Below are 25,576 nucleotides of genomic sequence, written 5' to 3'. Positions count from 1 at the left end.
TGTCAATATCCCTCCAGAACTATAAATTAGCACCTACATAGCCCTCAATTACTTTCACGATTCGTGACATTCCCTTAGCATACTGACTAGTATCAACTTTTTCAGATGATGTACGCTTAGCCGCAACCATACAAATACAACTCGCCTCCAAACCAAATACAGAACATACCGTCAAGACTGCTGAAGATTCCATTTCCAAATTAAGAACATTTAGCTTTCTCCATTCAGTAACTGAATTTTTAAAACCATTCCTAACATATCCACTATAACTATCATACCTCTCCTGACCAGGATAAAAAGTATCTGACGAAGCTGTAATTCCAGTATAAAGCTTTATTCCCAACCCCTTAGCTGCATTAGCCAATGCCATATTAAGTTCAAAACTTGCTACCGCAGGGTATTCAACAGGCGCATAATGCCCAGACGTACCATCAAGACGAACTGACGCTGTAGTCAATATTAAATCGCCAACATTTATATGCTCTTGAATCGTACCACAAGTCCCCACCCTAATAAACTTCTTAATACCAATCATAGCCAACTCTTCGATACCTATAGCTGCAGATGGCCCTCCCATTCCCGTCGATATAATCAAAACTTTCTTACCAGCGACTGTACATAAATGCGAAGTATACTCTCTATTACATGCAAGAAATCTATTATCTTTATCCAACATATTAGCAAGGTATTCAACTCGGCCAGGGTCTCCAGGAATTATAGCAATATCTGCACTTTGTATCACACTCTCACTTAGCTTTATATGATACAAAATCTCATCCTTAGCCACACGCTTATTCGTGATATTACAATTTGACATTTCTCTTACCCAATAATTTTAGACATAAAGAAATATAGTATTTGAATCTGGTAAGAAAAACAATGATGAGCAAGCAATACTAAGGTAATATTTAACCAAAAGCATTACTGCATATAAATTTACAACCTAAACAGCCATTAAATCCTGTTCTTTTTTAGCTGAAAGCGCATCTGCTTGAGCTATCATTTTATCAGTGATTTTTTGAATATTAGCCTCAGCTTTTTTAGCTTCATCCTCATTAATTTCCTTTTCCTTAAGAAGCTCTTTGATATCACCATTTGCATCACGGCGAATATTTCTAATTGAAACCCTACCACCTTCTGCTTCTGATTTAACCAACTTAACAAGCTCCCTTCTACGCTCTTCATTTAAAGCTGGCATTGGAACTCTCAAACTATCGCCTAAATTAGTAGGGTTTAAGCCTAAATCAGAGGTAATAATAGCTTTCTCAATCTGACCAGAAAGCCCCTTTTCCCAAGGAGTTATACCCAGAGTTCTAGCATCTAAAACATTGACATTTGCAATCTGTGTAATAGAAGTTGGCGTACCATAATAATCTATAGTAACATGCGCCAAAATATCAGGATGCGCTCTACCTGTCCTAATCTTAGCCAAATCATCAGACAGAACATCCAAAGTTTTATTCATACGGACTTCAGCATCTTGAAGAATCTCGTTAATCATACTAAATAATTCCTTTAAAATTTAATTTAAACCCACCCAAGTACCATACTTTGAATCACCTACAGCATCAATCAAAGCATTTTTCTCATTCATATTAAAGATATATATGGGCATATTAAAATCACGGCATTGTGTAAATGCACCTAAATCCATCACACTCAACTCTCTTGCAACAACCTCATCAAAGCTAACCCTATCAAAACGTCTTGCATCAGCATGCTGATTAGGATCTTTATCATAAACACCATCAACTGTTGTAGCTTTTAACAATGCATCAGCGCCGATTTCAATGGCTCTAAGGCTAGCCGTAGTATCTGTGGTTACATAGGGGTTTCCAGTTCCACCAGCAAACACTATAGTTTTGCCCTGAGCCATAGCCTGGTTAAATTCATATGCCGAACCAGCCATAATCAGACCATCAACACCTTTAGCAGAAAAGACTGTCGTATCAACACCTTCACTGATCAACATATCACGCAAAGCCAAAGCATTAATCATCGTAGCAATCATACCCATAGAATCAGCTGTAGAACGTTTAATTTTATCGCCAAAATTAACCTTACCACCACGCAGAATATTACCGCCGCCAATAACTATAGCAACCTCATAGCTTAGGTCAATAAGAGTTTTGATTTGTTTAAGTATAGATCTTGCAGAATCAACATTTATTCCAAAACTTTGATCTGCAGAGAGTGATTCCCCACTAAGCTTAATGAGCAATCTCTTAAGCTTAGGAGTATTATTAGATAAATCTCGCGTATCGCTAGACATATATTAACCTTTGATTTGATTCATTACCTCAGCAGCAAAGTCTTCTTCTTTCTTCTCAATGCCTTCACCAACATCCAAACGAATAAAGCTTTCAACTTTAGCATTATTTTGCTTAACAAGCTGCTCAACCTTAACATTTGGATCCTTAACAAAAGCTTGACCCAAAAGTGCAACCTCATCCAAAAACTTACGAATTCTACCACCAATCATCTTTTCAATAATTTCAGCTGGCTTACCGCTCTCTTTAGCTTGAGCCGTAAAGATCTCTTTTTCTTTTGCTACAACATCCACCGGAACATCACTACCAGATACAACCATAGGGTTTACCGCAGCAACATGCATAGCGATATCTTTAGCAAGATCTTCATCACCGCCCTCTAGAGCAGCAACAACACCAATTCTACCACCATGAACATAAGCCCCTAGAGTTTCAGCTTCTACAGCCCTCATTCTACGAACCTGAATATTTTCACCGATTTTAGCAACTAAGTTTTTTCTAGCTTGATCAACTGTTTCACCACCCATATCAGCTTCTAAAACAGCCTCTACAGTTTTAGCGTTAGCAGCGTGAGCAGCTTTTACAGCGGCAGTAGCAAATGCTTTAAAGCTATCATCACGAGCCACAAAATCAGTCTCTGAATTAATTTCAATCAAAACAGCTCTGCCATCAGCAGCATAAGCTTCTATTACACCTTCAGCAGCAATTCTAGAAGCTTTTTTGTCAGCCTTAGCTTGACCAGAAATTCTCATCTCCTCAGCAGCTTTTTCAATATCACCTTCAGTAGCAACTAGAGCCTTCTTACACTCCATCATACCAGCACCAGTTCTTTCTCTAAGCTCTTTTACTAATTTAGCAGAAATATTTGACATTACCCTAGCTCCTATTTAGCTTCTTGTACTTCATCAGCCTTTGCTTCAACCGCTCTATCTAAACCTTGAGCATCGATAATCGCATCAGCAAATTTTTGCATATAAAAAGATATAGATTTAACAGCATCATCATTCCCAGGAATAATATAATCGATACCCTCTGGATTAGAGTTTGTATCTACGATTGACACAACCTTAATTCCTAACTTTTGAGCCTCTTGAATAGCTATGTGCTCTTTATTGCTATCAATAACAACGATAGCATCAGGAATACCACCCATTTCTTTAATACCACCAAGAACCTTCTCCAACTTCTCAATTGTTCTCAAGTTCTGAAGCATTTCTTTTTTTGTCAAAGATTGTAAAGTACCATCTTCTTTCATTTTTTCTAGCTGAGCCAATCTTTTAATAGACTGTCTAACTGTTTTATAATTAGTAAGCATACCACCCAACCATCTATGGCTTACAAATGGCATACCACATTTTTTAGCCTCAGTTTCGATGATATCTTGAGCCTGTCTTTTAGTACCGACAAAAAGAACTTTACCACCGTTAGCAACAGTTTTACCTACGAAATTAACCGCATCCTGGAAAAGAGGAACCGTTTTCTCTAGATTAATAATATGCACACCATGATTTATACCAAAGATATACTCACTCATCTGAGGGTTCCAAAAAGCTTTTTTGTGGCCAAAATGGACACCAGCAGACAACATTTCTTTCATTAAAGACATTTTATTTTTCCTTGCTCGGGTTATATCTAGCATCTCAGTTACAACAAATATCCATCATAGACACCCTTTGCTATAACTCTACTTATATTCAAGATACATGATTTATTAATTAAACACTTCACCTGCACACCTAGTACAAGCCGAACAATTTTATCACAATTAAATTATAAATTACAAAAGGTTTTTTATCTTTCTTTTAAGTGCTAAAATAGCACAAAATCATTCAACATCAAATACAGCAACATGATTTCACTGATAGTAGCTTATGATAAAGATCTCGGAATAGGGAAAGAAAACACGCTAGCCTGGAAACTACCTGAAGACCTTAAAAATTTTAAAAAAATAACTGAAAATAATTATATAGTAATGGGCAGAAAAACTTTTGAGTCAATTGGACGCCCCCTTCCAAACCGGAAAAACATAATATTAACAAAAAATAAAAAGTACGCGCAAGACAAATGCTTAATAATAAACACTGTCCAAGATATTCTAAATTTTGCCAAATCAAAACCACATTATGAAATTTTTATAATCGGTGGAGCTCAAATATATAAAGAATTCATAAAATATGCCAACAGATTATATATAACTGAAGTCAACACACAAATAAAAGATTTAGATGCTTTCTTCCCCGAGTGGGATAAAACAAAATACAAAAGAATTGGTCATAAAAAATACAACAAAGACCAAAAGAATGAATTTGATTTTGAATTCAGTGTTTTTGAGGAACTGACACCGAACAGCAACTAAGTCATTTTTAATAGAACTTATGTATACATTAATATATACTAAATAATATCAAGAGACTTAACTTGAGCACAACCAAATGTCCACACAAGTTTCAGATACAGTTTTAATGATTGAGCCTGAACACTTTACCGGTAATACTCAAAAAACTGATAGCAATGACTACTCTTTCAAAAAAGAAGTGAAATTCAAAGAACAAATTATCAATACCCTAGCCAAAGAAGAGTTTTATGAAATGGTCAACTACATCAGAACCAAAAACATAAAAGTTATAATAATGAAAGCCCCTAAAAATTCTTCTAGTGCAGTTTTTGCAAATGACTGGCTATCTACACATGTAATAAATGGTGAACCATATGTATTCACATACCCGATGTACTCTGAAAGCCGTAGATGTGAAGTACAGACCCAAGGACTCCTTAAAACCCTTGAATCAAACCTTCACATAAAATATAAAGTAAAGGATTTTCGTGGAGACTTCTCAAAAGCTTTAGAAGGAAATGCGGCTCTAGTCTTTGATAACTCCACCAAAAAGGTATTTTTATCAAAATCGACAAGAGCTGATGAAAGCTTAGCACAAAGAGTAGCTGATGAATTAGACTATGAACTAATCTCATTTACAAGCTATGATCACAAAGACAGGCCTATATACCAAACAACACAAATGCTAAGCATAGGTGAGAAACTAATATTTGTATGCTTAGAATCAATTAACTGTGAAAAAGATCGCGATATAGTAGCTAAAGCCCTATACGACTCAAAAAAAACCATCATTGATGTCTCTCGAAAACAAGTCTTCTTACGCTGCTGCAACAATCTTGAACTAAAAAACAAACAAGGTAAAAGCTACTTAATACTATCCGCTATGGCAGACATGGGCTTTACCTTACAACAAAAAGAGTTAATCGATCAATTCTGCACCAGACTACCTTGCAATGTCAAAACCATAGAAGATGTTGGTGGTGGAACTGCAAGGTGCATGGTTGCTGAGATACTAAAACCTTAACAAGTCACACAGCACCAAAAATGATGGAATCATTTTTGCTTAAATTATTTTGATTTATAAAAATAATTATGGCATCCCGTAGGGGATTCGAACCCCTGTTGCCGCCGTGAAAGGGCGGTGTCCTAGGCCTCTAGACGAACGGGACATAAGACTTTAAAACCACTGTTTCCAGCGATATGATGAGTATTATAATGAATTTTATGACTTAGTCAAGACTTTTGTACATTATTTTTATAATTTCCCTATCACCAACTAAGCTAAACATAATTTATTTAGATTTCCCCCACAAAATTTCTCTATTTTTCTACAAATCCGTACAGCCATACGATCATATTCATCATAAATAATACAATCAATAGCATCATCACCAAATGGGTAATAAACTTGATCATTATCATGAACTTCAATTGAATATACCAACCTCCATGCCTCTAATATTTTTTCTCTAAATTAAGCATTTTAGAATGATTTTTTTCTATATTTGACAAAACTTGTTCCTCTTCTTTGGAGTTTATTGCTCTGGCAAGTACATTTATTTAGTCAAGATAAATTTTGCTCATGGAACCTATTTAATCTTATATGGAACCTTTATATATGGTAAATAAACAGGTTCCCATACATAATCATCAATAAGTTCAATAATTTCTTTTTCTGAAAAGTGTTTTTTGGTTAAATTACTCGCAACAGCTTCTTTAGCAACAGCAATTGCAATATGACGAGAGATACTCCTTATTTCACCAAGAGGAGGCAGTAAATTAGCATTACTATCATTTTTAGCAGGCGAAAGCTCAGCCAGAGCTTTAGCTGCAACCAAAAACATTCTATCTGTAACTCTAGTTGAATTAACCGCTCTTACACCCAAGCCAATACCAGGAAATATATAAGCATTATTTACTTGATCTATTCTTCTTAATTTACCATTAATACTATATTCCGGAAATGGACTCCCTGTTCCTACAATCGCTTTACTATGAGTCCAATTGAGTACATCATGTGGATTAGCTTCTGCTTTAGTAATAGGGTTTGATAATGGAAATATAATTGGTCTCTCACAGTTCTCTGCCAATTGCTCTATTACTTCTTGTGTAAATATGTTTAATTGTCCACATACTCCTATCATCATTGTTGCTTTTACAGCTTTTACAGTTTCTAATAAAGTCACATTCTCTGGGTCTTTAGGTATCAAGCTCAAACCATTATATGCTTTAACAAACGGTTTCTGAAAGTCTAGGCTATCTTGTTTATCTGTTATTAAGCCATACCTATCTACCAAACTAATATTAGCTCTAGCCTGTTCCTGTGTTAAACCTTCTTCTATCATCGCCTCTACAATAAGGTTACTAATACCAACTCCTGCAGATCCACCACCGACTACCACAATCTTTTGCTTAATCAAAGGAATACCTGACATATTTACAGCTGACAATAATGCTCCAACAACAATTGAGGCAGTACCCTGAATATCATCATTAAAAGTACAAAGTTGATCTTGATATTTTTCTAATAAGCGTAAAGCGTTAGACTGTGCAAAATCTTCCCATTGAAGCAGTACTGTAGGAAAATGCCTTTTGATCGTTTGAACAAATTTGTCGATAAAATCGTCATATACTTCACCACGAATTCTTTTTCTTTTTAGGCCTAAATAGTTAGGGTCATTTAAAAGCTCTTCGCTATCAGTACCAACATCCAAAAGTATTGGTAATGTTTCAAATGGGGCAATACCAGCACAAACTATATATAAAGATAATTTACCAATTGGTATGCCCATACCACCAGTCCCTTGATCACCTAAACCAAGTATTCTTTCACCATCAGATACAACAATAACCTTGGTGTTTTCAAAATAAGAATGATCAAATAATTCATCTAACCGATCTTTATCTTCATAACTTACGAAAAGACCTCGAGGTTTGCGATATATTTTAGCAAAATTTTGACATGCACTTCCAACTACAGGAGTATAAATCAATGGCATCAACTCCTCAATATAGGCATTAATTAGAGCATAAAATAATGTTTCATTTCTATCTTGAACATTCCTTAAATAAATATGTTTTTTAAGTGGATCTTCTATCTCACACAGGGCATCGTAGATCTTATGTATAGTTTGATCTAAAGGAATATTGGTAACTGGGAGAAGCCCATGTAGCCTAAATCTACTTCTTTCTTCTTCACTAAATGCTCTACCCTTATTTAAAAATGGTACCTCAATTAAATGCGCACCATCTAATTCAACTTCAATATACTTTTGGTTATTTTTATCTTTCTTTAAATTAAACATGGTGTTTGCATCTCCAATTTATTTAATTTAACTTGCAAAATTTCATTTGACATAATCAACCCTAGCACATAGGTTTGTAAGTATCAAACTATATTGCTGATAGAAATGGGAATCGATTTATGAGAATGGAAACAGATAGTATTGGACAGATTGAGGTTAATGATAATTGCTATTGAAGTGCTCAAACACAGCGATCATTACAATATTTTTCAATAGGTAATGATTTAATTCCTAAAGAAGTCATAAAGGCAATGGCTATTATAAAAAAAGCTGCTGCAATCACAAATAATGAACTGGGTATATTAAGTAATGATAAGAAAGAAATCATTATAAAAGTTGCTGAAGAAATAATAGCTGGTGATCTAGATTCAAACTTTCCTTTACATGTTTGGATGACAGGAAGTGGTACACAATCTAACATGAATGTTAATGAGGTCATCTCTAATAGAGCTATAGAACTTCTTGGAGGAGTAAAAGGAAGTAAAACACCTATTCATCCCAATGATCACGTTAATATGTCACAATCATCCAATGATTCTTTCCCTACTGCTATGTATGTAGCAACAGCTTGTGAAATTACAAACAAGCTATTGCCAGCTGTTGAATATATGTTAACTGACCTGGATAAAAAATCCAAAGAATGGAGTGATATTGTAAAAATAGGTAGAACACATATGCAAGATGCAGTCCCCTTAACTTTAGGACAAGAGTTTTCTGGTTATGCAGCATTATTACGAAAAAATATAAAAAGAATAAATGAATCTTTAAAGGATGTGTATGAACTTGCTTTAGGTGGTACAGCAGTAGGTACTGGAATAAATGCTCCAGCTGGTTTTGCTGAAAAAGTAGCTGAAAATATTGCTGATATCACAGACATCCCATTTATAACTGCTAAAAATAAGTTTGAAGTACAAGGCTCCCATGATGCGTTAGTTGCAATGATGGGCCAATTTAAAACCCTTGCAAATTCTTTATTTAAAATTGCAAATGATATTAGACTTCTAAGCTGCGGTCCTAGGGCTGGCTTACATGAACTGATATTACCAGAAAATGAACCTGGCTCATCAATAATGCCAGGTAAAGTAAATCCAACTCAATGTGAAGCAATGGCAATGGTTGCAGCTCAGGTAATGGGTTACGATGTGGCTGTTGGCATTGGTGGTTCTGCAGGGTATCTGGAGATGAATGTTTATAAACCATTGATAATATTCAATGTAATTCAATCAATTAATATTTTATCTGATAGTTGTTTGAATTTCACTAACTACCTACTTGATGGAGTAAAACCAAATAAAACTAAAATAGATTATTTTCTAAAAAACTCATTAATGCTTGTTACAGCCTTAAGCCCTGTTATTGGCTATGATAAATCATCACAAATAGCTCATCATGCTAATGAAAAGGATATCTCTCTAGCAGCTGCAAACAAAGACCTTGGTTTTTTATCAGAAGAAGAATTTAATAATATTGTTGATCCGTACAAAATGACAAAAGGAGGATTACTATAGTTAAAGAATACTATGCTTTTGTAACCATTTGATGGATTAGAAAAATATTATTTAAGAAATGGCACCTTTTAAAATACCATACTAATCATAATTTAATCTGGATCTACATAACCTCTAGATCGATCAAAATCTTTTAGTTTTGCCATCCTATAGCAATTTCCTACACCTGCCATTGATATTATCTTAAGTTTAGATTGATCAAGCATATTTTCTATTGCTTTTGCTATTGCCATTTCAAAAGAACAATTCTTAATTCTTTGCTGAGCATTTTCATTATAGGGATACATCTTCAAGCCATTATTTATAACCGAAGATGTAGCTCCTTCCAACATAGTTGCTGTTCTAGCGAACTTTATTATTGGCTCAGGCACACTGATATTCAAAGAAAGTGCTTTATTTAATATTTGTTGGATTGCTTCTATTTGAGATGTCCTTCCATGCTTACTCTCAGAACATGACTTATATACCCTATTAAGAAGCTCTGAAGATAACTCAATTCTTAGTGGTAAAAGGTTATTTTTTTCTTTAAACAAACCTAAAGATTGATTAACTAAATTATAGTATGCTCCTGTTGCACTCACGTTCTTAACATCTTTTGCAAATAATGAAATCCAATAACCTCACTTTATACTTGGCTACCCCTCTATCAACCTAACCCCTAGCTTAACTTAAACTAATATTAATTTCTATATTACAAAAAAACAATGATTATAAATATATTTCATAAATAGTTAGAATAAATTATAAAACAAAAAAAGATAAAAACTTATTGTGACTCAGAAATAATAATAGAAACTATATCTATATAGCTATAAATTACATAACTCTTTTATAGCTTTGTGAACCCTAGAAAGCACTTTATGCTTACCTAAAAACTTCAAAGTAATGCCAATATCAGGTGATTGACCAGACCCTGTAACAGCTATACGTAAAGGCATACCAACTTTACCCATACCACACTCACACTGTTGAGCAGTAGTACTCACAACCTGATGTAAAGCTTCTGGATTTGTCCATTGCTCAGCACTTAGATTCTCAAAGTTTTCTAAAAGTTTAATAAAAATACTACCTGATGCTGCTTTAATATGCTTCTTAACTGCTTTCTCATCATACTCAATATCCGTAGTACTATAGAAGTATTTGGATTTCTCAGCAAGCTCAACTAAAGTATCAACTTTTTCTGCCATTACAGTGACTAGTTCTTGTAAACTAGGTCCATTACTAATATCTAAGCCAGCCTTTGTAAAGTGATACTCTATTTCTAAGTGAATATCTTCAAATTTAGATTCCTTGATATAATGTTTGTTTAACCATTTAAGTTTTTCAAAATCAAAGCGTGATGGTGAGGCATTAATATGTTCTAAATCAAAAGCGCCAACCATCTCTTCAATAGAAAAAATCTCTTGATCACCATGCGACCACCCTAATCTTACGAGATAATTAAGCATCGCTTGAGGCAAATAACCGTCCTCACGATAAGCCATCACATTAACAGCTCCATGTCGCTTGGAGAGTTTCGCCCCGTCAGGACCAAGTATCATTGGTACATGAGCAAATACTGGTATAGTCACACCCAATGCTTCATATATATTAATTTGCTTAGGAGTATTATTAACATGATCATCTCCGCGCAAAACATGACTAATATTCATATCAATATCATCAACAACAACACAAAAATTATAAGTTGGTGAACCATCTGCTCTTTGAATAATCATGTCATCTAATTCTTGATTAGCTATAGATATCTTACCTTTTACAGCATCATCCCAACTTACGACACCACCCTCAGGATTTTTAAAACGCACAACAAAACTATCCCCATCTTTTGGTACATATTTTTTGTCGCGACATTTACTATCATAACCAGTTTTTAGATTATTAGCCTGTTGATACTCTCTTAACTCATCAAGTCTTTCTTTAGAACAACTACAGTAATATGCTTTTTCATCTGCTATAAGCTGATCGATAACTTCTCTATACCTATCAAACCTCTTGGTTTGATAATAAGTTTCTCCATCACTTTTTAATCCTAACCAATTCATTCCATCTAAGATTGCATCTACAGCCTCTTGTGTAGACCTTTCTAAGTCAGTATCTTCAATTCTTAAAATAAATTCACCATCATTTCTTTTTGCATATAGCCAGCTGAATAATGCTGTACGCACCCCACCAACATGTAAGAAACCTGTTGGACTTGGCGCAAATCTTGTTGTAACCATAGTTAAACACTTTAGAAATAAAATTGCTTAAAGATTAAACTAGAAGTTAAACTGTTTCAAGATTTTAAAAAAAATTAAACTGTAAAAACCGATTTTATCATTTTTTAAATTATTAAAACCTATAGTTATACTCCAAAAGATATGCTTTAATAGAAGAAAACTCTAAAATAAAAATGTCACCAATAGATCAATTACAACTTGATGAAAGTAATATAGTATTTCATCCATTTATGGGGAATAACTATCAAGTTAATGATATATCTAAAGAAATTATATCTCTTTTACAAAAGAAACTCTCGAAACAACAAATATTAGAAATACTAAGCCTAGAATACGATATATCAGAAGAAGAGTTGTATATAGATGTAGATGATTTTATTTCTAAACTAAAAATCTACAGCTTAATATAGATGAAAATAGCAATAAGCGGATTAAATAATACTGATAACCCAGCCCCTGGAATACCAGTTGCAAAAAGCTTAATAGACAAGTTTACTCTCATAGGATTAAGTTATGATGCTAATGAACCAGGCAACTACCAAAAACTACTAACCAAAACTTATATAATGCCATACCCTTCATCTGGATTTGACGAATTAAAAACACGTCTTAAATATATAAAGAAAAAAGAAAAAATTGAAGCTGTCATACCAAATTTGGATGCCGAGTTACCTTTATATATTAAATATCAAAATCAAATAATGGAAGAAATAGGGTTAAAACTTTACCTACCTTCTCAAGAGAACTTCGAACTTAGAAATAAAAATAGACTAGGCAAACTCTGTAACAACTTAAATATAAAATATCCCAGAACCTTTCAAATAAATACCATATCAGAACTTCACAAATCAATAGAACAACTTAGTTTTCCTATGATGATAAAAGGTAATTACTATAAAGCCCACAAAGTTTTTAACACTGCAAGCGCCATAACTGCGTTTTATGATATATATAATGAATGGGGTCTACCTATCTTAATACAAGAATACATAATAGGTGAAGAACTAAATCTAGCTGGAATAGCTAATGGCCAAGGAGAGCTAAAAGGAGCTATTGCTATAAAAAAACTAACCACTACAGATCTAGGGAAAGTCTGGCTAGGTCTAACGATAAAAAACGATTTACTAATGCAAGTAGCCGAGGACTTTGCAAGCCAAACAAAATGGAGAGGTGCTTTTGAACTTGAATGTATCATCAACAATAACACTATATATATGATAGAAATTAATCCTCGTTTTCCTTCATGGGTATATCTAGCTACAGAAGTTGGTATAAATCTCCCAGAGATGTTAATAAAGCTAATGCAGAAAAAAAATTTCAAAACTATAACTGATTATCCTATTAATAAAATATATGTAAGATTTGTCGATGAAATAATTACTGACTTTAGCAAATATAAAAACTTATTTATAAATAAAGAAACATAGTTAAATGAAAAAAAAATACTCAAAACCGATAATAACAAAAATAGATTTCACAATGGCTTCAAAGCATGGTGGCTTCTCAAACAAACAAAAAATAAGAAAACATATAGATAATGTTAGTGTGAATCAATTAGTCGAAAAATTTGGAAGCCCATTGTTTGTATTTTCACAGCAACAAATTGAGAAAAAATATACAACCCTATATGAAGCATTTAACGCTAGGTACCCAAAAATAAAGCTCAGCTGGAGTTATAAGACTAATTATTTAAATCAAATCTGTAGAGTCTTTCATAATCTAGGATCTTTGGCAGAAGTAGTCAGTGAATTTGAATATCAAAAAGCGAGAAACTTAGGAATTAATGGCTGTGATATTATCTTTAATGGCCCATATAAACCTAAGAAAGATTTAAAGCTTGCGGTCCAAGAAGGTGCCAAAATACATATTGATAATCTATTTGAATTAAATGACTTAGAACAAATAGCAGACGAGCTTCAGATAAAAATACCCGTTGCCATTAGGGTCAATATGGATACAGGATTATATCCTCAATGGAGTAAATTTGGTTTTAATTATGAAAATGAAGATGCTTTTAATGCTATTGAAAGAATGTATAAGAAAGGAAAGCTATACTTAACGGGTCTTCATACTCATATAGGAACTTTTATACTAGACACAAATGCATATAAACTTGCGACAAAAAAAATAATGATTCTAAAAGCCCGTGCTGAGAAAGAATTTTCATGTAAAATACAATACATAGATTTAGGTGGTGGTTTTGCTAGTAAAAGTAGTTTAAAGGGCATTTACCAATCTTCTGATGTTATCGTACCTACTGCTGATGATTATGCTTCAGCTATAATAAATACTATTTATGAGCAAAATAGATCAGAAGATTTACCTGAACTATATTTAGAAAGTGGGCGCTACCTAATTGATGAGGCAGGATATCTCTTAAGCTCTGTATGTGGTTGGAAAAGACTGCCTGATGGTAGGAAAGGATATATACTAGATGCTGGCATAAACAACCTCTACACCTCAACCTGGTATAATTTTAATATTGAAACAGATAAGGATTATGGAAAAATAATCGAACCATCTGTACTTAATGGTCCTTTATGCATGAATATTGATGTTATTGAAGAAAATATCATGCTACCAGCTCTAGATCGAGGTACGGTTCTATCAATATCACCTGTAGGTGCATATAACTATACTCAAGCAATGCAATTTATAAGATACAAACCCGCTGTAATATTGATTAATAAAGATAATAAACCTATATTAATAAAGCAGGTTGATAACCTTGATACAGTTAACCTTAGAGAAACACCCTAAATAATGAGTTTTAAAAAATTTTTAGAAACATACAGTTCCATACTCTTTTTAAACAGTAAATTGATTTTCATTATCATCATACTATCACTATTTATCAATCCATTTATGTCAATATGTGGGGTTATTGCAATATTTACTAGCATCTCTTTTATACAAACAATAAACGCCTCTGGCAATGATTTTTTAAAATATAGTTTTTACAACTATAATGCTTTACTGACTGGTTTGTCTATAGGTTATATTTTCCCTACTTCTGTTGAGAGTATTTGCCTTGTAGTAGTTTCAGCCATCTTAACTTTTATTATTTGCTATACTATTGGGAAAATCTTTAGTTCTTATCATTTGCCTGTTTTATCTTTACCTTTTTCAATCGTATCAATAACCATTTATATTGCTTCAATAAAGTTTTTGGGATTTAGTAATCATTTATTAAATGATCTTACAAACTATGATATTTATTTACCAACAACTATTAGTAGCTTTCTAAAAACCTTAGGAGCTATATTTTTCCTTCCAAGTAATATCGTTGGTCTAGCTATACTTTTTATAATTCTCATATCATCAAGGATCATGTTTTTTATAACTATATTTAGCTATTTTGTCGGTGTTTCATTTGAATCATTCTTTACTGGATCATTTAAACTATCTCTTAATAACCTATATGCCTTTAACTATATCCTTACAGGCATGGCTCTTTATGGGGTATTTTTACTACCTACCTTCCGAAGCTTGCTAATAACTATGCTTGCTATTGCCTCTACCGTTATCGTAACTAACATGTTTGAAATTATTTTAGACTATTATGCTACCCCAGTGTTTACTTTACCTTTTAGCATAATAACTATAGCTTTTGTTTTTACACTTAGAAACCTAGGATACAAAGATTTTAATTACAGTATACAATCCACACCAGAAAAATCTTTTCTTAACTACTTAAATATAATATCTAGATTTGCGCAAATTCCTAAGATTTGCTTACCATTTAGTGGTAAGTGGTATATTTATCAGGGCTTCAATGACAAGTGGACTCATAAAGGAAAATATAGATTTGCCTATGATTTTGTAAAAAAAGAAAATGGTAAAACCTATCGTGACAACCCAAATTTTTTAGAAAATTATTTATGTTTTGGTGAAAGTATTCTATCTCCAGATGAAGGGTATATTGTAGATTGTAGGCATAACTTAATGGATAATCCTATCGGAACTATTGATAAAACCAATAACTGGGGAAACTATATAATAATAAAAAATCACCAAGGCTTATTTATTAAAATATGTCATATAATGAAATTTTCTATAACTGTGAAAATTGGAGACTATGTTCGTGTAAATGATATTTTAGCAAAATGTGGAAATAGCGGCTATTCTCCTCAACCTCACATACATATTCAAATGCAGGATTCTATTAGTGTTGAGGCAAAGACTATCAATTTTTGTTTTGATAAATTTTATAATGGCAATAGCCTACTCTCTAATACTGTTCCCAAGAAAGATGATTTTATTGATTCAGTTATTATTGACAACTCTCTAAAAAATAGATTTTTATTTATTTTAGATGATAAATTTACATATAGCGTTATTGATAATAATTTATTAAAGCACAAAATAAATTTTACTGTAAGAATGAATGAATTAAGTGAGTTTTATTTTGAAGATGAAAATAAAAATAAGCTTTATTTCTATAATGATATTACAGAGTTTTATTTTTATAACTACTCTGGTAAACAACACACCTATTTACAAAAGTTATTTATTTTAGCGCCTAAAATTCCTTATATAAATAAGGAAAATATCACCTATACAGATTATATTCCAATAGCAGTAATCAAAAATAAATTTATGCTAAAATGGCTAACTTTTATTTGTATTTTTAATAAAAAATACTCAAAAATGCCAAAATATTATACTATGAAAAATAACTCTATCTTATCAAAAAATGGTGAAGTTAAGATTAATCTAATCGGCAAAGGATTTGAAGAAATAAGATATAAGCATTGTCTTTTAAGGCTAACGAATCTATGAATATTCACTTAACTTAAAAATTGAAAAATTGAATCTATATTTTTTGTATAGGTATCAATAGCAATTTTATTTAAGATACTCAAAGAGTCCTTATCATATCTATCTAAATGAATTTCTTCATCCAATACGGGGTTAATTCTTAAAAAATTATTATTTAAAATAAGATTTAAATTATAATCATTTACTGAAGATGAGCCTGAAAATAAATCATCTATTAAACCATTTTTTAACCACGATAATGAACTATACTTTCGTGGATCACCATCTAACTGATTAATATATTTACCTGTTCCTAAAGATAATATCTTAATATTTTCTAATTTGTAGCCAAGAGAAAGAGCATATGACAAAGAAGCAACTGCTGGATTATTAGCACAAATACCACCATCAACATACAGCTCCCTCTCAATAGTTACTGGCGGAAAATAAGTAGGTGCAGCTGTAGAAGCACCTGTGATAGTTGCTACTTTATTATTTATATTTGTCATTGAGCCAGCATTAGACTTGAATATAGCTGCCGTGGATCTAGTTAAATTAAATGAAGTTACAAGTGTAGGCTTAGATAGATCACTAAAGCAAGTATCACCAAAATATTGATCCAATATTTTATTCTTTGATAGGCCTGAGTATTTTGAGCCAAGGATAACTGATAAAAAATTAAACCAGCCAAAATTTTTTTTAAATAAGCCTCCAGCAAAATCTTTATTATAAAAATCGTTAAGTATCTGAGTAGGAGTTTTTTTCAATCCTGTCAATGCACAAACAATGATTGACCCAGTACTAGTTCCGGCATACATATCAAAAATATCTATAGTGTTTTTTTGAAGGTCTGATTCTAGTAATTGGAGTATTTTTATAGGGATTACCCCTCTTATACCACCACCATCTATCGACAATATTAATATTTTGGTATCGATCTCCATTTATAATAGTCCATTAGTTCAAACAAACGCCTCAATAATTTTTCACTAAAACATAGCTAAAGTCTAGCAATACCAGCAGATTAAAAAGAAATCGCTCTTAAACTTAATTTAAATAATATTTGCTTTATATCTAAAAATTCTTAAATAATAAAATTTGAAAAATATTTTAAAGAAAGATTTGCTAAAATATATCTCATAAGTTTTTTAAAAAACTTTATTATTAACTAGATCCATTAAAAGTAATAAAAGATTATCCTAACTCAAGGAGGTTTTGATGTCATTCTACTCTATCCAAAATAAGCTTTTAGAGAACTATAAATCCGAAGTTGAGCTTAAATATAAAATGCTAAATGGGCTTTTTTTAAGTACTCCTTTAGATAAAGAGCATAATGCAACCTCAAGATTAGCAACATTTTCTAATATTTGTGAGAATGAATTGGCAAAAGGTAAAGATCCAATAGAAATTATAAGAAGTCTATACCCTGATATGCCCGAAGAAGAAAAGCTTCAAATATTTATAAAATTCATACGTTATATAGAAAGACAAATAGTTCTAATAGATGCTATTGAAGAAGCTGCTTATGCAAAAACTCATGATTTAAACGGTGAATATAGCATTACCAGACTGACAAGAAGAGTCGAAAGAAACTGTAAAGAAAGTGCTTTAAATGAATATAAAACGAGACTCGTCCTTACTGCTCATCCGACTCAATTCTATGCAAAACTTGTACTACCTATCATTCATGACCTTAAAAAAGCTATCATCGATAACGATATAAATAAAATTAGAGATATTTTTCTACAAATGGGAAAAACTAGATTTAGTAATAAAACCAAACCAACTCCTGAAGGTGAAGCTATATCTATTATATGGTACTTAAACAATATTTTTTATAATATCATCCCTAAAGTTCAGCATAAATTAACAAACAACAATACCAATATTGAAATAGGGTTTTGGCCTGGTGGAGATAGAGATGGAAACCCATTTGTTACAGCAAATGTAACTAAAAAAGTTTCTAAACATTTAAGAAGCAATATTTTTAACTGCTACAATAAAGATCTAAAAAGACTTATTAAAAAACTTACTTTTGAGGGTGTACACGAAGAACTCACAAAAATTAGAAAAAAACTAAAAGAAAATAAATATATTAGCGCCAATGATTTCATAAATTCCCTTAAAAAAGTAAAAAGTGTAGTTGATAATAAATATGATTCTTTGTTCGTTGATAAACTAGATAGTCTTATTTTAAAAGTTAAAATCTTTGGATTTCATTTTACAAAATTAGATATTCGTCAAAATGCTAAAATACACAATTTATTCTTTAATGAAATTTTTAAAGAAAACTATAACCTTGATTATCAAACACTCAATAATGCTGATAAAATTAAACTTTTAACAAAATTAAGTAAAGAAAAAAGTCTAGTTGAGCTAGATTTTAGTAGTGATCTTGCTAAAGAACTACTAGAAACTATTAATACAATACAATATGTCCAACAACGAAATGGCTATAATGCTATTGAAAGATATATTATTAGTAATGCAGACTCTGCTGCAAGCATATTAGAAGTTCTAACAATATAGTTAATCCGATAGTTATTTGACAATAATGTTATAATATTTAGAAAAAATGTCATCATATAGCCAAGATTTCAGAGATATCGTAATAACTAAATATAAAGAAGGCCTAACAGACAAAGAGCTAAGTAATTTTTTTAATATAGATATCCGTACTACTAGATCTTGGATAAACTTATACGAGACAACTGGTGATTATAAATCTAAGCAAGGCTTGGGTTGCGGTAGAGTAGCAACCTTTACAGATAAGGAAGCGATAGAAAGCTACTTAAGAACATATCCAGATGCAATGGCTTTAGATATTAGAGAAGCATTAGCTCCTGAAATACCTAGAAGCACATTTTATGATTGTCTTAACAGACTTGGTTTTAGTTTTAAAAAAAGACACCTAAATATAAGCAAAGAAAAGAACAAGATAGGCAAAGTTTTATAGAGGTTGTTGAGACTATTGAACCTAACAAACTTGTATATTTAGATGAAATGGGTATGGATAATAAACAGTCTGTACTAAGAGGATGGTCTCTTGTTGGTAAACCTAGCTATGGTGAAGTTATTGCTTATCAAACTCAGAGAAAAAGTATAGTTGCTGGTTATAACTATTTAGAAAAGAAGATTATAGCACCGCTAGAGTATACTGGATATACAGATACTCAAATTCTTAATCAGTGGTTTGAAGAGCATTTATGTCCTGAGTTAATTCCAAAGACTACTGTTGTTATGGATAATGCTAGTTTTCATAAGTCTCCTAAATTGGCTAAAATAGCAGAGAAGTTTGATATACAGATACTATACCTTCCTGCTTATTCTCCTGATTTAAATCCTATAGAAAAAATTTGGGCCAATTTTAAAAGAATTTTAAGAAAAGTAAATAATTCTTTTGATAATTTATCTGATGCTATTACTCACGTCTTTAGCACAATATTATCAGATTAACTATATCACTAAACATATAAGTAAAGATGTTAAATATAAAGACTTTTGGCAACAGATATATAATGAACATACTCTAGCTAAGAAATTTTTACTTGCAATAACCGGTAAAAATGAGAAGTTTTTACATGCTAATCCAGTAAAAGAAAGATCAATTAGGATGAGAGACAATATAACTTTACCACTGGTTATATTACAACAATATGCTCTTGATTGTCTAAGGCATAATCCTGAACATAAGCATAAAGAACTTCTAAAAACTATTATTAAAAAATCTTTAGCCGCGAATATAAATGCTAATCAGAATTCTATATGATTATTTCTTAAACCATTTTTTTATACTCTCTATCACAGCTGGAGCCATAAATTTAGTATAATCTAAATCAAACCACTTTAATTCAGAAATTTCAGCACATGGTAATATTTGTTGCCTAATATCTCCAGCATAGCAATGCACCGATACAGTATCTGTTTTATCATGATTATCTGTAACTACCTCACCTAGATAATTCAGATCAGACGATATCATTCTTATATTTAACTCTTCTTCTAATTCACGAACAATAGTTTGTAGAGAGGTTTCACCATTATCAATCTTGCCTCCTGGAAAATACCAGATAGTATTATCTCGAACTCGTACAAGGAGAATTTTATTATTTTTGATAGAGATTAAAGCTGATGTCTGAATCATATAAAATATACTATGAGACTATATTTTTATTACACATGATAAATGATTTGACCCATCGGTTGCAACCCTAACTGGTATTATTAAAGGTGAAAATTGACAACCATGAACCTTACCTTCAAAGTTAAAAAAGTGATACTAGTGAAAAAACTGACTTCTATCTCAATACCACTAATCACAACTTTATTCACTACTAATACTTTTTGCTTACTGATTTTCTCTTCAGCTTTTTCTAGATCTATTTGATTAGTAATGTTTAGTTTGTTTTTTAGCATAATTCACAAGTTCTTCAATGTATCCAAAGTTAAATCTTTGACAGAAAAAACTCCTACCATTTTTTGTAGGAAATTTTTAGCTTGATATATTTCATCAGCAACAAATATTTTTGTATTATGACTAAGTATTGTTTTGGCTTTGCTTTCATTTAAATCAAGCCCTAGTGTTATTTCTATCATAACATCTATATCACTAGAAATTGATGTTTTGATAAACTGTTTATATCTTTCTCTTAAAGTTCTTTTAGCTCCTATACCATAACTTCTAGCATTCAACTCAAAAAAGAAATCATACTCTGTACTTTTATCAGCCGCATCATGTATTTTTGTTATTTTATCAGGTGCAATTCCAATATTTATAAGAGTATCAAATATTCTGTCTTCATAATTAGTTCCAGACTTAGATATAATAGACTGATTTAAAACATGAGCATAAATATTTGATTTGGCTCTATCCCAATTTCTTTCAGACTATTTGCCTCTTCTGATAACCTTTCAAAATATTCTTTTGAATCTTGAGAAAGTAGATTAGTTTCTTTATTTTCTAGTTTATAAAAAAAACACAAAGATAATAAAGCCCCACTAACTCTAGTACTATACGGCGTATTTAATGTTTTATCATCATATTTTAAAGATAATGGGTCTAACTGTGATAAATTATCTAATTCTATTTCACTTTTTAAATTAGCTTCTGCTAACAAAAGATCTTTTATCATGTATAGCTTTAGGCTGAAAATAAATAATCGCAAGTCCAGTTCATCCTGAATACGGCTAAAAACAATATCTAAATGATACTTCTTATCCTTACCTGCAATACTTTCTAAAAATATATTCATCTCTTCAATTTTAAGGTCAAAACTTCTCTTCGAGTGGATATATGACAACAATGATATCGACTGATTACCTGTTAATTTAGTTTTCACAAGATGTTTTAGAAAAAAATAGAACTTCATATTTAAATCAAACTTTTTCTCTTCAACAACCAATTTATCAAGACTAATTTTTTTCATTTACTTTTCCTCCTTGAATAGCTGTTGCGATGCTCTTCGCTATTGCTCTAATTACAGGCACAGCTACAGAATTACCAAATTGTTTATAAGATTGCGTATCACTTACAGGTATAATAAATTTATCAGGAAAACCTTGAAGTCTTGACGCTTCTTTAGGAGTTAATTTCCTAGGGTTTTTACCATCTTGCTTAATTAGTATTTCTGAACCATCTTTATAATATCTTGCCGAAATAGTACTAGTATATAAAGAAGCCTCGTCAAAAAGAGAATACCCAAAACCATTACCTTTTAAAACATGCTCTTTTTTTCTTCGTTGATGACCTGCCCAAAGTTTATCTGATATTGTATATTTATCATCAACTTTTTTTCAAGAATATCCCCAACCCTTACGATTTTATCAAGAGACTCAGGAAAATCAAAATAGACTTTTTCTTTAAGTGCGACAATATATATTCTTTCTCTATTTTGAGGGACACCGAAATCTTTAGCATTTAAAACTTTAGAATAAACACTATAACCTAAATCTTGTAGAGCTTTTTTACTACAGAAAAAGTTTTTCCTTTGTTATGGCTTTTAAAACCTTTTACATTCTCTAACAAAATAGCTTTAGGCTTGTGATAGTCGACTATCCTACAAATATCAAAAAATAGTGTTCCTCTTGTATCTTCAAAACCTTTTTTTAAACCTGCATTAGAAAAAGGCTGACATGGAAATCCAGCTAATAATATATCAAATGAAGGAATATCTTTTTCATTTATAGCAGTAATATCGCCATAAGGCATATCATTATAATTTGCAAAATAAGTTTGTTGTGAAAATTTATCCCACTCTGATGAGAATACACATTTTGCACCCAATTCATCAAATGGTATTCTTATTCCACCAATACCTGCAAATAAATCTATAAATTTATAGTTTTTTAAACTTAAATCTATATTTTTTTGATTAGAAGATATTTCAAAGAGACTTCTTTGCTCAACCACTACACCAAAGCCTCTCTCTTCTCAAGAGTTTTAGTATAAAGCGCTTGATACTTTGCAAGTTTTTCTTGCTCTGCAGCAACTATAGCTTCTGGAGCATTTGATACAAATCTTTCATTAGAAAGTTTCTTCTGCACTCTTACAACCTCACCTTTTAACTTATCTAGCTCTTTATCTAATCTTGCCTTCTCAGCTTCAATATCAACTAAGCCTTCCAGTGGGATATTTAACTCAAGACCTTCAACAATTTGAGATAGAGATGTTGGTGGGTTATCATTAAACTCGATATTATTTACTCTAGCGAGGGCTTTTATAAAACCTTCCGTTTGAGCGAGGTACTCTTTATCTTTTTCTGCTATATCTTTAACAATTAAGGAAATTTCCAAAGATGGCTTAATACCTACTTCACTACGCATATTACGCAAAGTCGTTACGATATTTTGCAACCATAATACTACATTCTCTGCTGCTGGTGCCGCTATTTCCTCTATAGCTACCGGATAACTAACATCCATAATTGTATCTTTAGCATCATTTAAATGTAGCTTTAATTGCTGATAGATACTCTCTGTAATAAATGGTATAAGCGGATGAGCTAAAGCTAATATATTTTCTAAAACTTTAGCTAATGTATATTTTACACCATTTTTTTGACTCTCAGATAACGATCCATCTTTCAAAGCAACTTTTGCAAATTCAACATACCAATCACAATAATTATTCCAAACTAAATCATATATGGCATTTGCCACTAAATCAAAACGATAATTTGCAAGATGTCTGTGTATATCAGCAACAGCAGTATTTAAAACACTCCATATCCACTTATCTGTCACACTTAACTCATAGTTATCACAAACTTTGTAATCATCAAGATTCATCATTACAAACCTTGAAGCATTCCAAAGCTTATTACAAAAATTACGATAACCCTCTACTCTAGCAGTATCAAAGCTAATATCGCGTGAGGTTGATGCTAATGCAGCATAAGTAAATCTAACAGCATCTGAACCGTATGCACTTATACCATCAGGAAATTCTTTTTTAGTAGATTTCGCAATTTTAGTTTTCATTTGAGGCTGCATTAAGCCAGTAGATCTTTTTTCAAGCAATTTATCTAATGTAATACCATCAATTAAATCTACAGGGTCTAAAACATTACCTTTTGATTTAGACATTTTTTGCCCTTCACTATCACGAATAAGTCCTGTAATGTAGATATCTCTGAATGGCACGTCATTCATAAAATACATCCCAAACATCATCATTCTAGCAACCCAGAAAAAAATAATATCAAAACCTGTAACTAGCACACTTGTTGGATAATACTTTTCTAGCTCTGGAGTTTTCTCTGGCCAACCTAAAGTACTAAATGGCCATAATGCTGATGAAAACCATGTATCAAAAACATCTTCATCTTGCTTGATAACAATATCAGCAGCTAAATTATATTTTATCCTAATATCTTGTTCTGATTCACCAACATAAGCATTACCTGCCTCATCATACCAAGCTGGGATTCTATGTCCCCACCATAGCTGACGCGATACACACCAATCTTGAATATCTCTCATCCAAGCAAAATATGTGTTCTTCCAATTATCTGGTACAAATCTCACATTACCATTTTCTACTGCTTCTATCGCTGGTTTTGCAAGCACATCAGCTTTGACAAACCATTGTTTAGTTAGATACGGTTCTAAGACTTCGCCCGTTCTATCACCTGTTGGTACTTTAAGAGCATGAGGTTCAACTTTATCTAATAAACCGAGAGATTCCATATCTGCAACAATTTGCTTACGCGCTTCAAACCTATCTAAGCCTTGATATTTTTTAGGAACTTGTGAGTTTAGAGCCGCATCGTCAGTTAAGATATTCATCATTGGCAGCTTATGTCTTTTACCCATATCATAATCATTAAAATCATGAGCTGGAGTAATTTTGACACAACCTGTTCCAAAATCTTTCTCAACATAATCATCAGCAATAATTGGAATCTGCCTATCTGTCAATGGCAGATTAATCATCTTACCAACTAAATGCGTGTATCTTTCATCTCCTGGGTGTACAGCTACTGCCATATCACCAAGCATCGTTTCTGGTCGAGTTGTTGCGATAATGATCTTTTCATCACTATCAGCCACAGGATATACAAAATGCCACAAGCTGCCTTGCTTATCTATCTGTGCAACCTCTAAGTCAGAAACAGCAGTTTTTAGCTTAGGATCCCAGTTCACTAATCTCTCACCACGATATGCTAGACCATCATCATGTAATTTTACAAATGCTTTTGTTACAGCTTTTGATAAACCCTCATCCATCGTAAATCTCTCACGACCCCAATCCGGTGAAGCTCCTATACGACGCATTTGTGATGTGATAGTACCACCACTTAGCTCTTTCCATTCCCATATTTTACTGACAAAATTATCACGTCCTAAGTCGTGTCTTGAGATCCCTTGAGCATTTAACTGCCTTTCAACAACCATCTGTGTAGCAATACCTGCATGGTCTGTGCCAGGCTGCCATAATGTATCTTTACCCGTCATTCTATTATATCGAGTAAGAATATCCATCAATGTATGTTGAAAAGCATGCCCCATATGTAAAGTACCTGTTACATTAGGAGGAGGTAACATTACTGAGAATGTATCTTTTGAATCTGTATTACCACAAGTAAATTTACCTGCTGCTTCCCAGTTTTTATAATTAGACTGCTCTATTTCTTTTGGATTATAATTTTTATTCATTTTGTAAGCCTTTATAATG

General features: G+C 32.2%; 23 protein-coding genes, 1 tRNA gene and 2 pseudogenes. 10 read left to right on the top strand and 16 right to left on the bottom strand.

Annotated features, from left to right (window positions below; translation table 11 throughout):
• Positions 1-19: 19 nt before the first annotated feature.
• The 5 genes from udp to rpsB form a co-directional block, all read right to left on the bottom strand.
• The gene (gene udp, locus ACR0PV_RS01450; protein ID WP_488173276.1) at positions 20-817 is read right to left on the bottom strand and encodes a uridine phosphorylase; all 798 of its coding nucleotides are present in this window, start codon (positions 815-817) and stop codon (positions 20-22) included.
• Between the two features lie 126 nt (positions 818-943).
• On the bottom strand, positions 944-1,501 hold the full coding sequence (frr, locus tag ACR0PV_RS01445; protein WP_488173275.1) for a ribosome recycling factor: 558 nt from the start codon (positions 1,499-1,501) through the stop codon (positions 944-946).
• Between the two features lie 21 nt (positions 1,502-1,522).
• Entirely contained in the window at positions 1,523-2,272 is a 750-nt protein-coding gene (gene pyrH / locus ACR0PV_RS01440; RefSeq protein ID WP_488173274.1) for a UMP kinase, read from the bottom strand.
• Between the two features lie 3 nt (positions 2,273-2,275).
• The gene (gene tsf / locus ACR0PV_RS01435; RefSeq protein WP_488173273.1) at positions 2,276-3,142 is read right to left on the bottom strand and encodes a translation elongation factor Ts; all 867 of its coding nucleotides are present in this window, start codon (positions 3,140-3,142) and stop codon (positions 2,276-2,278) included.
• 11 nt (positions 3,143-3,153) lie between these two features.
• Positions 3,154-3,876, bottom strand: coding sequence for a 30S ribosomal protein S2 (rpsB, locus tag ACR0PV_RS01430; protein WP_488173272.1), 723 nt, complete (start codon positions 3,874-3,876; stop codon positions 3,154-3,156).
• A 243-nt stretch (positions 3,877-4,119) separates the two neighbouring features.
• Here rpsB and ACR0PV_RS01425 point away from each other — a divergent pair, with 243 nt between their 5' ends.
• Positions 4,120-4,626 (top strand): dihydrofolate reductase, encoded by a 507-nt coding sequence (locus tag ACR0PV_RS01425; RefSeq protein WP_488173271.1) that lies wholly within the window; start codon positions 4,120-4,122, stop codon positions 4,624-4,626.
• A 76-nt stretch (positions 4,627-4,702) separates the two neighbouring features.
• Entirely contained in the window at positions 4,703-5,629 is a 927-nt protein-coding gene (locus ACR0PV_RS01420; RefSeq protein ID WP_488173270.1) for an arginine deiminase-related protein, read from the top strand.
• A 69-nt stretch (positions 5,630-5,698) separates the two neighbouring features.
• Here ACR0PV_RS01420 and ACR0PV_RS01415 read toward each other — a convergent pair.
• The 3 genes from ACR0PV_RS01415 to ACR0PV_RS01405 form a co-directional block, all read right to left on the bottom strand.
• Positions 5,699-5,774 (bottom strand) — tRNA-Glu (locus tag ACR0PV_RS01415).
• Positions 5,775-5,881: 107 nt separating this feature from the next.
• Complete coding sequence (locus tag ACR0PV_RS01410) at positions 5,882-6,049, bottom strand: hypothetical protein (protein ID WP_488173269.1); 168 nt, start codon at positions 6,047-6,049, stop codon at positions 5,882-5,884.
• A 145-nt stretch (positions 6,050-6,194) separates the two neighbouring features.
• Positions 6,195-7,910, bottom strand: coding sequence for an NAD-dependent malic enzyme (locus ACR0PV_RS01405; RefSeq protein ID WP_488173268.1), 1,716 nt, complete (start codon positions 7,908-7,910; stop codon positions 6,195-6,197).
• Between the two features lie 119 nt (positions 7,911-8,029).
• Between ACR0PV_RS01405 and fumC the strand changes: the two are divergent.
• A pseudogene (gene fumC / locus ACR0PV_RS01400) lies at positions 8,030-9,418 on the top strand (class II fumarate hydratase).
• A gap of 92 nt (positions 9,419-9,510) precedes the next feature.
• On the opposite strand, the gene ACR0PV_RS01395 reads toward fumC, so the two are convergent.
• Together ACR0PV_RS01395 and gltX are read right to left on the bottom strand one after the other, a co-directional pair.
• Positions 9,511-9,999 carry a hypothetical protein gene (locus ACR0PV_RS01395; protein WP_488173267.1) on the bottom strand — a complete coding sequence of 163 codons (489 nt, stop codon included), beginning with the start codon at positions 9,997-9,999 and terminating at the stop codon, positions 9,511-9,513.
• A 228-nt stretch (positions 10,000-10,227) separates the two neighbouring features.
• A complete protein-coding gene (gltX, locus tag ACR0PV_RS01390; protein WP_488173266.1) occupies positions 10,228-11,640 on the bottom strand; it encodes a glutamate--tRNA ligase in 1,413 nt (470 codons plus the stop codon).
• 173 nt (positions 11,641-11,813) lie between these two features.
• On the opposite strand from gltX, the gene ACR0PV_RS01385 reads away from it, so the two are divergent.
• The 4 genes from ACR0PV_RS01385 to ACR0PV_RS01370 are packed head-to-tail and all read left to right on the top strand — an operon-like array spanning position 11,814 to position 16,422.
• Positions 11,814-12,050: a PqqD family protein gene (locus ACR0PV_RS01385; RefSeq protein WP_488173265.1), complete on the top strand. Its 237-nt coding sequence runs from the start codon at positions 11,814-11,816 to the stop codon at positions 12,048-12,050.
• Positions 12,051-13,067, top strand: a complete 1,017-nt coding sequence (locus ACR0PV_RS01380) for an ATP-grasp domain-containing protein (protein WP_488173264.1) — start codon at positions 12,051-12,053, stop codon at positions 13,065-13,067.
• A 4-nt stretch (positions 13,068-13,071) separates the two neighbouring features.
• Complete coding sequence (locus tag ACR0PV_RS01375; RefSeq protein WP_488173263.1) at positions 13,072-14,400, top strand: alanine racemase; 1,329 nt, start codon at positions 13,072-13,074, stop codon at positions 14,398-14,400.
• Between the two features lie 3 nt (positions 14,401-14,403).
• Positions 14,404-16,422 (top strand): urea transporter, encoded by a 2,019-nt coding sequence (locus ACR0PV_RS01370; protein ID WP_488173262.1) that lies wholly within the window; start codon positions 14,404-14,406, stop codon positions 16,420-16,422.
• Positions 16,423-16,430: 8 nt separating this feature from the next.
• Here the strand turns inward: ACR0PV_RS01370 and ACR0PV_RS01365 are convergent, their stop codons facing one another.
• Complete coding sequence (locus ACR0PV_RS01365) at positions 16,431-17,345, bottom strand: patatin-like phospholipase family protein (protein ID WP_488173261.1); 915 nt, start codon at positions 17,343-17,345, stop codon at positions 16,431-16,433.
• A 274-nt stretch (positions 17,346-17,619) separates the two neighbouring features.
• Between ACR0PV_RS01365 and ACR0PV_RS01360 the strand changes: the two genes are divergently transcribed.
• The 3 genes from ACR0PV_RS01360 (at position 17,620) to ACR0PV_RS01350 (ending at position 20,170) form a co-directional block, all read left to right on the top strand.
• Positions 17,620-18,930, top strand: a complete 1,311-nt coding sequence (locus tag ACR0PV_RS01360; protein ID WP_488173260.1) for a phosphoenolpyruvate carboxylase — start codon at positions 17,620-17,622, stop codon at positions 18,928-18,930.
• A 46-nt stretch (positions 18,931-18,976) separates the two neighbouring features.
• A protein-coding gene (locus ACR0PV_RS01355) for an IS630 family transposase (protein WP_488172940.1) occupies positions 18,977-19,857 on the top strand; the annotation gives its coding sequence in 2 pieces (ribosomal slippage) (positions 18,977-19,301 and positions 19,301-19,857; 882 coding nt in all).
• Complete coding sequence (locus ACR0PV_RS01350) at positions 19,817-20,170, top strand: phosphoenolpyruvate carboxylase (protein WP_488173259.1); 354 nt, start codon at positions 19,817-19,819, stop codon at positions 20,168-20,170. Before ACR0PV_RS01355 ends, ACR0PV_RS01350 begins: the two co-directional genes overlap by 41 nt.
• On the opposite strand, the gene ACR0PV_RS01345 is transcribed toward ACR0PV_RS01350, so the two are convergent.
• The 5 genes and pseudogenes from ACR0PV_RS01345 to ACR0PV_RS01325 form a co-directional block, all read right to left on the bottom strand.
• Positions 20,171-20,554, bottom strand: a complete 384-nt coding sequence (locus tag ACR0PV_RS01345) for an NUDIX hydrolase (protein ID WP_488173930.1) — start codon at positions 20,552-20,554, stop codon at positions 20,171-20,173.
• 266 nt (positions 20,555-20,820) lie between these two features.
• Positions 20,821-20,997 carry a hypothetical protein gene (locus ACR0PV_RS01340; RefSeq protein WP_488173258.1) on the bottom strand — a complete coding sequence of 59 codons (177 nt, stop codon included), beginning with the start codon at positions 20,995-20,997 and terminating at the stop codon, positions 20,821-20,823.
• Between the two features lie 239 nt (positions 20,998-21,236).
• Complete coding sequence (locus ACR0PV_RS01335; RefSeq protein ID WP_488173257.1) at positions 21,237-21,827, bottom strand: hypothetical protein; 591 nt, start codon at positions 21,825-21,827, stop codon at positions 21,237-21,239.
• A pseudogene (locus ACR0PV_RS01330) lies at positions 21,814-22,810 on the bottom strand (DNA cytosine methyltransferase). Before ACR0PV_RS01330 ends, ACR0PV_RS01335 begins: the two are co-directional and overlap by 14 nt.
• Positions 22,810-25,557: a valine--tRNA ligase gene (locus tag ACR0PV_RS01325; RefSeq protein WP_488173256.1), complete on the bottom strand. Its 2,748-nt coding sequence runs from the start codon at positions 25,555-25,557 to the stop codon at positions 22,810-22,812. Before ACR0PV_RS01325 ends, ACR0PV_RS01330 begins: the two are co-directional and overlap by 1 nt.
• Positions 25,558-25,576 lie beyond the last annotated feature (19 nt).

Source organism: Francisella sp. AG1, from assembly GCF_057683165.1.
Note: the sequence above shows the minus strand (reverse complement) of the source record. Positions and strands in the feature narration are given on the sequence as shown.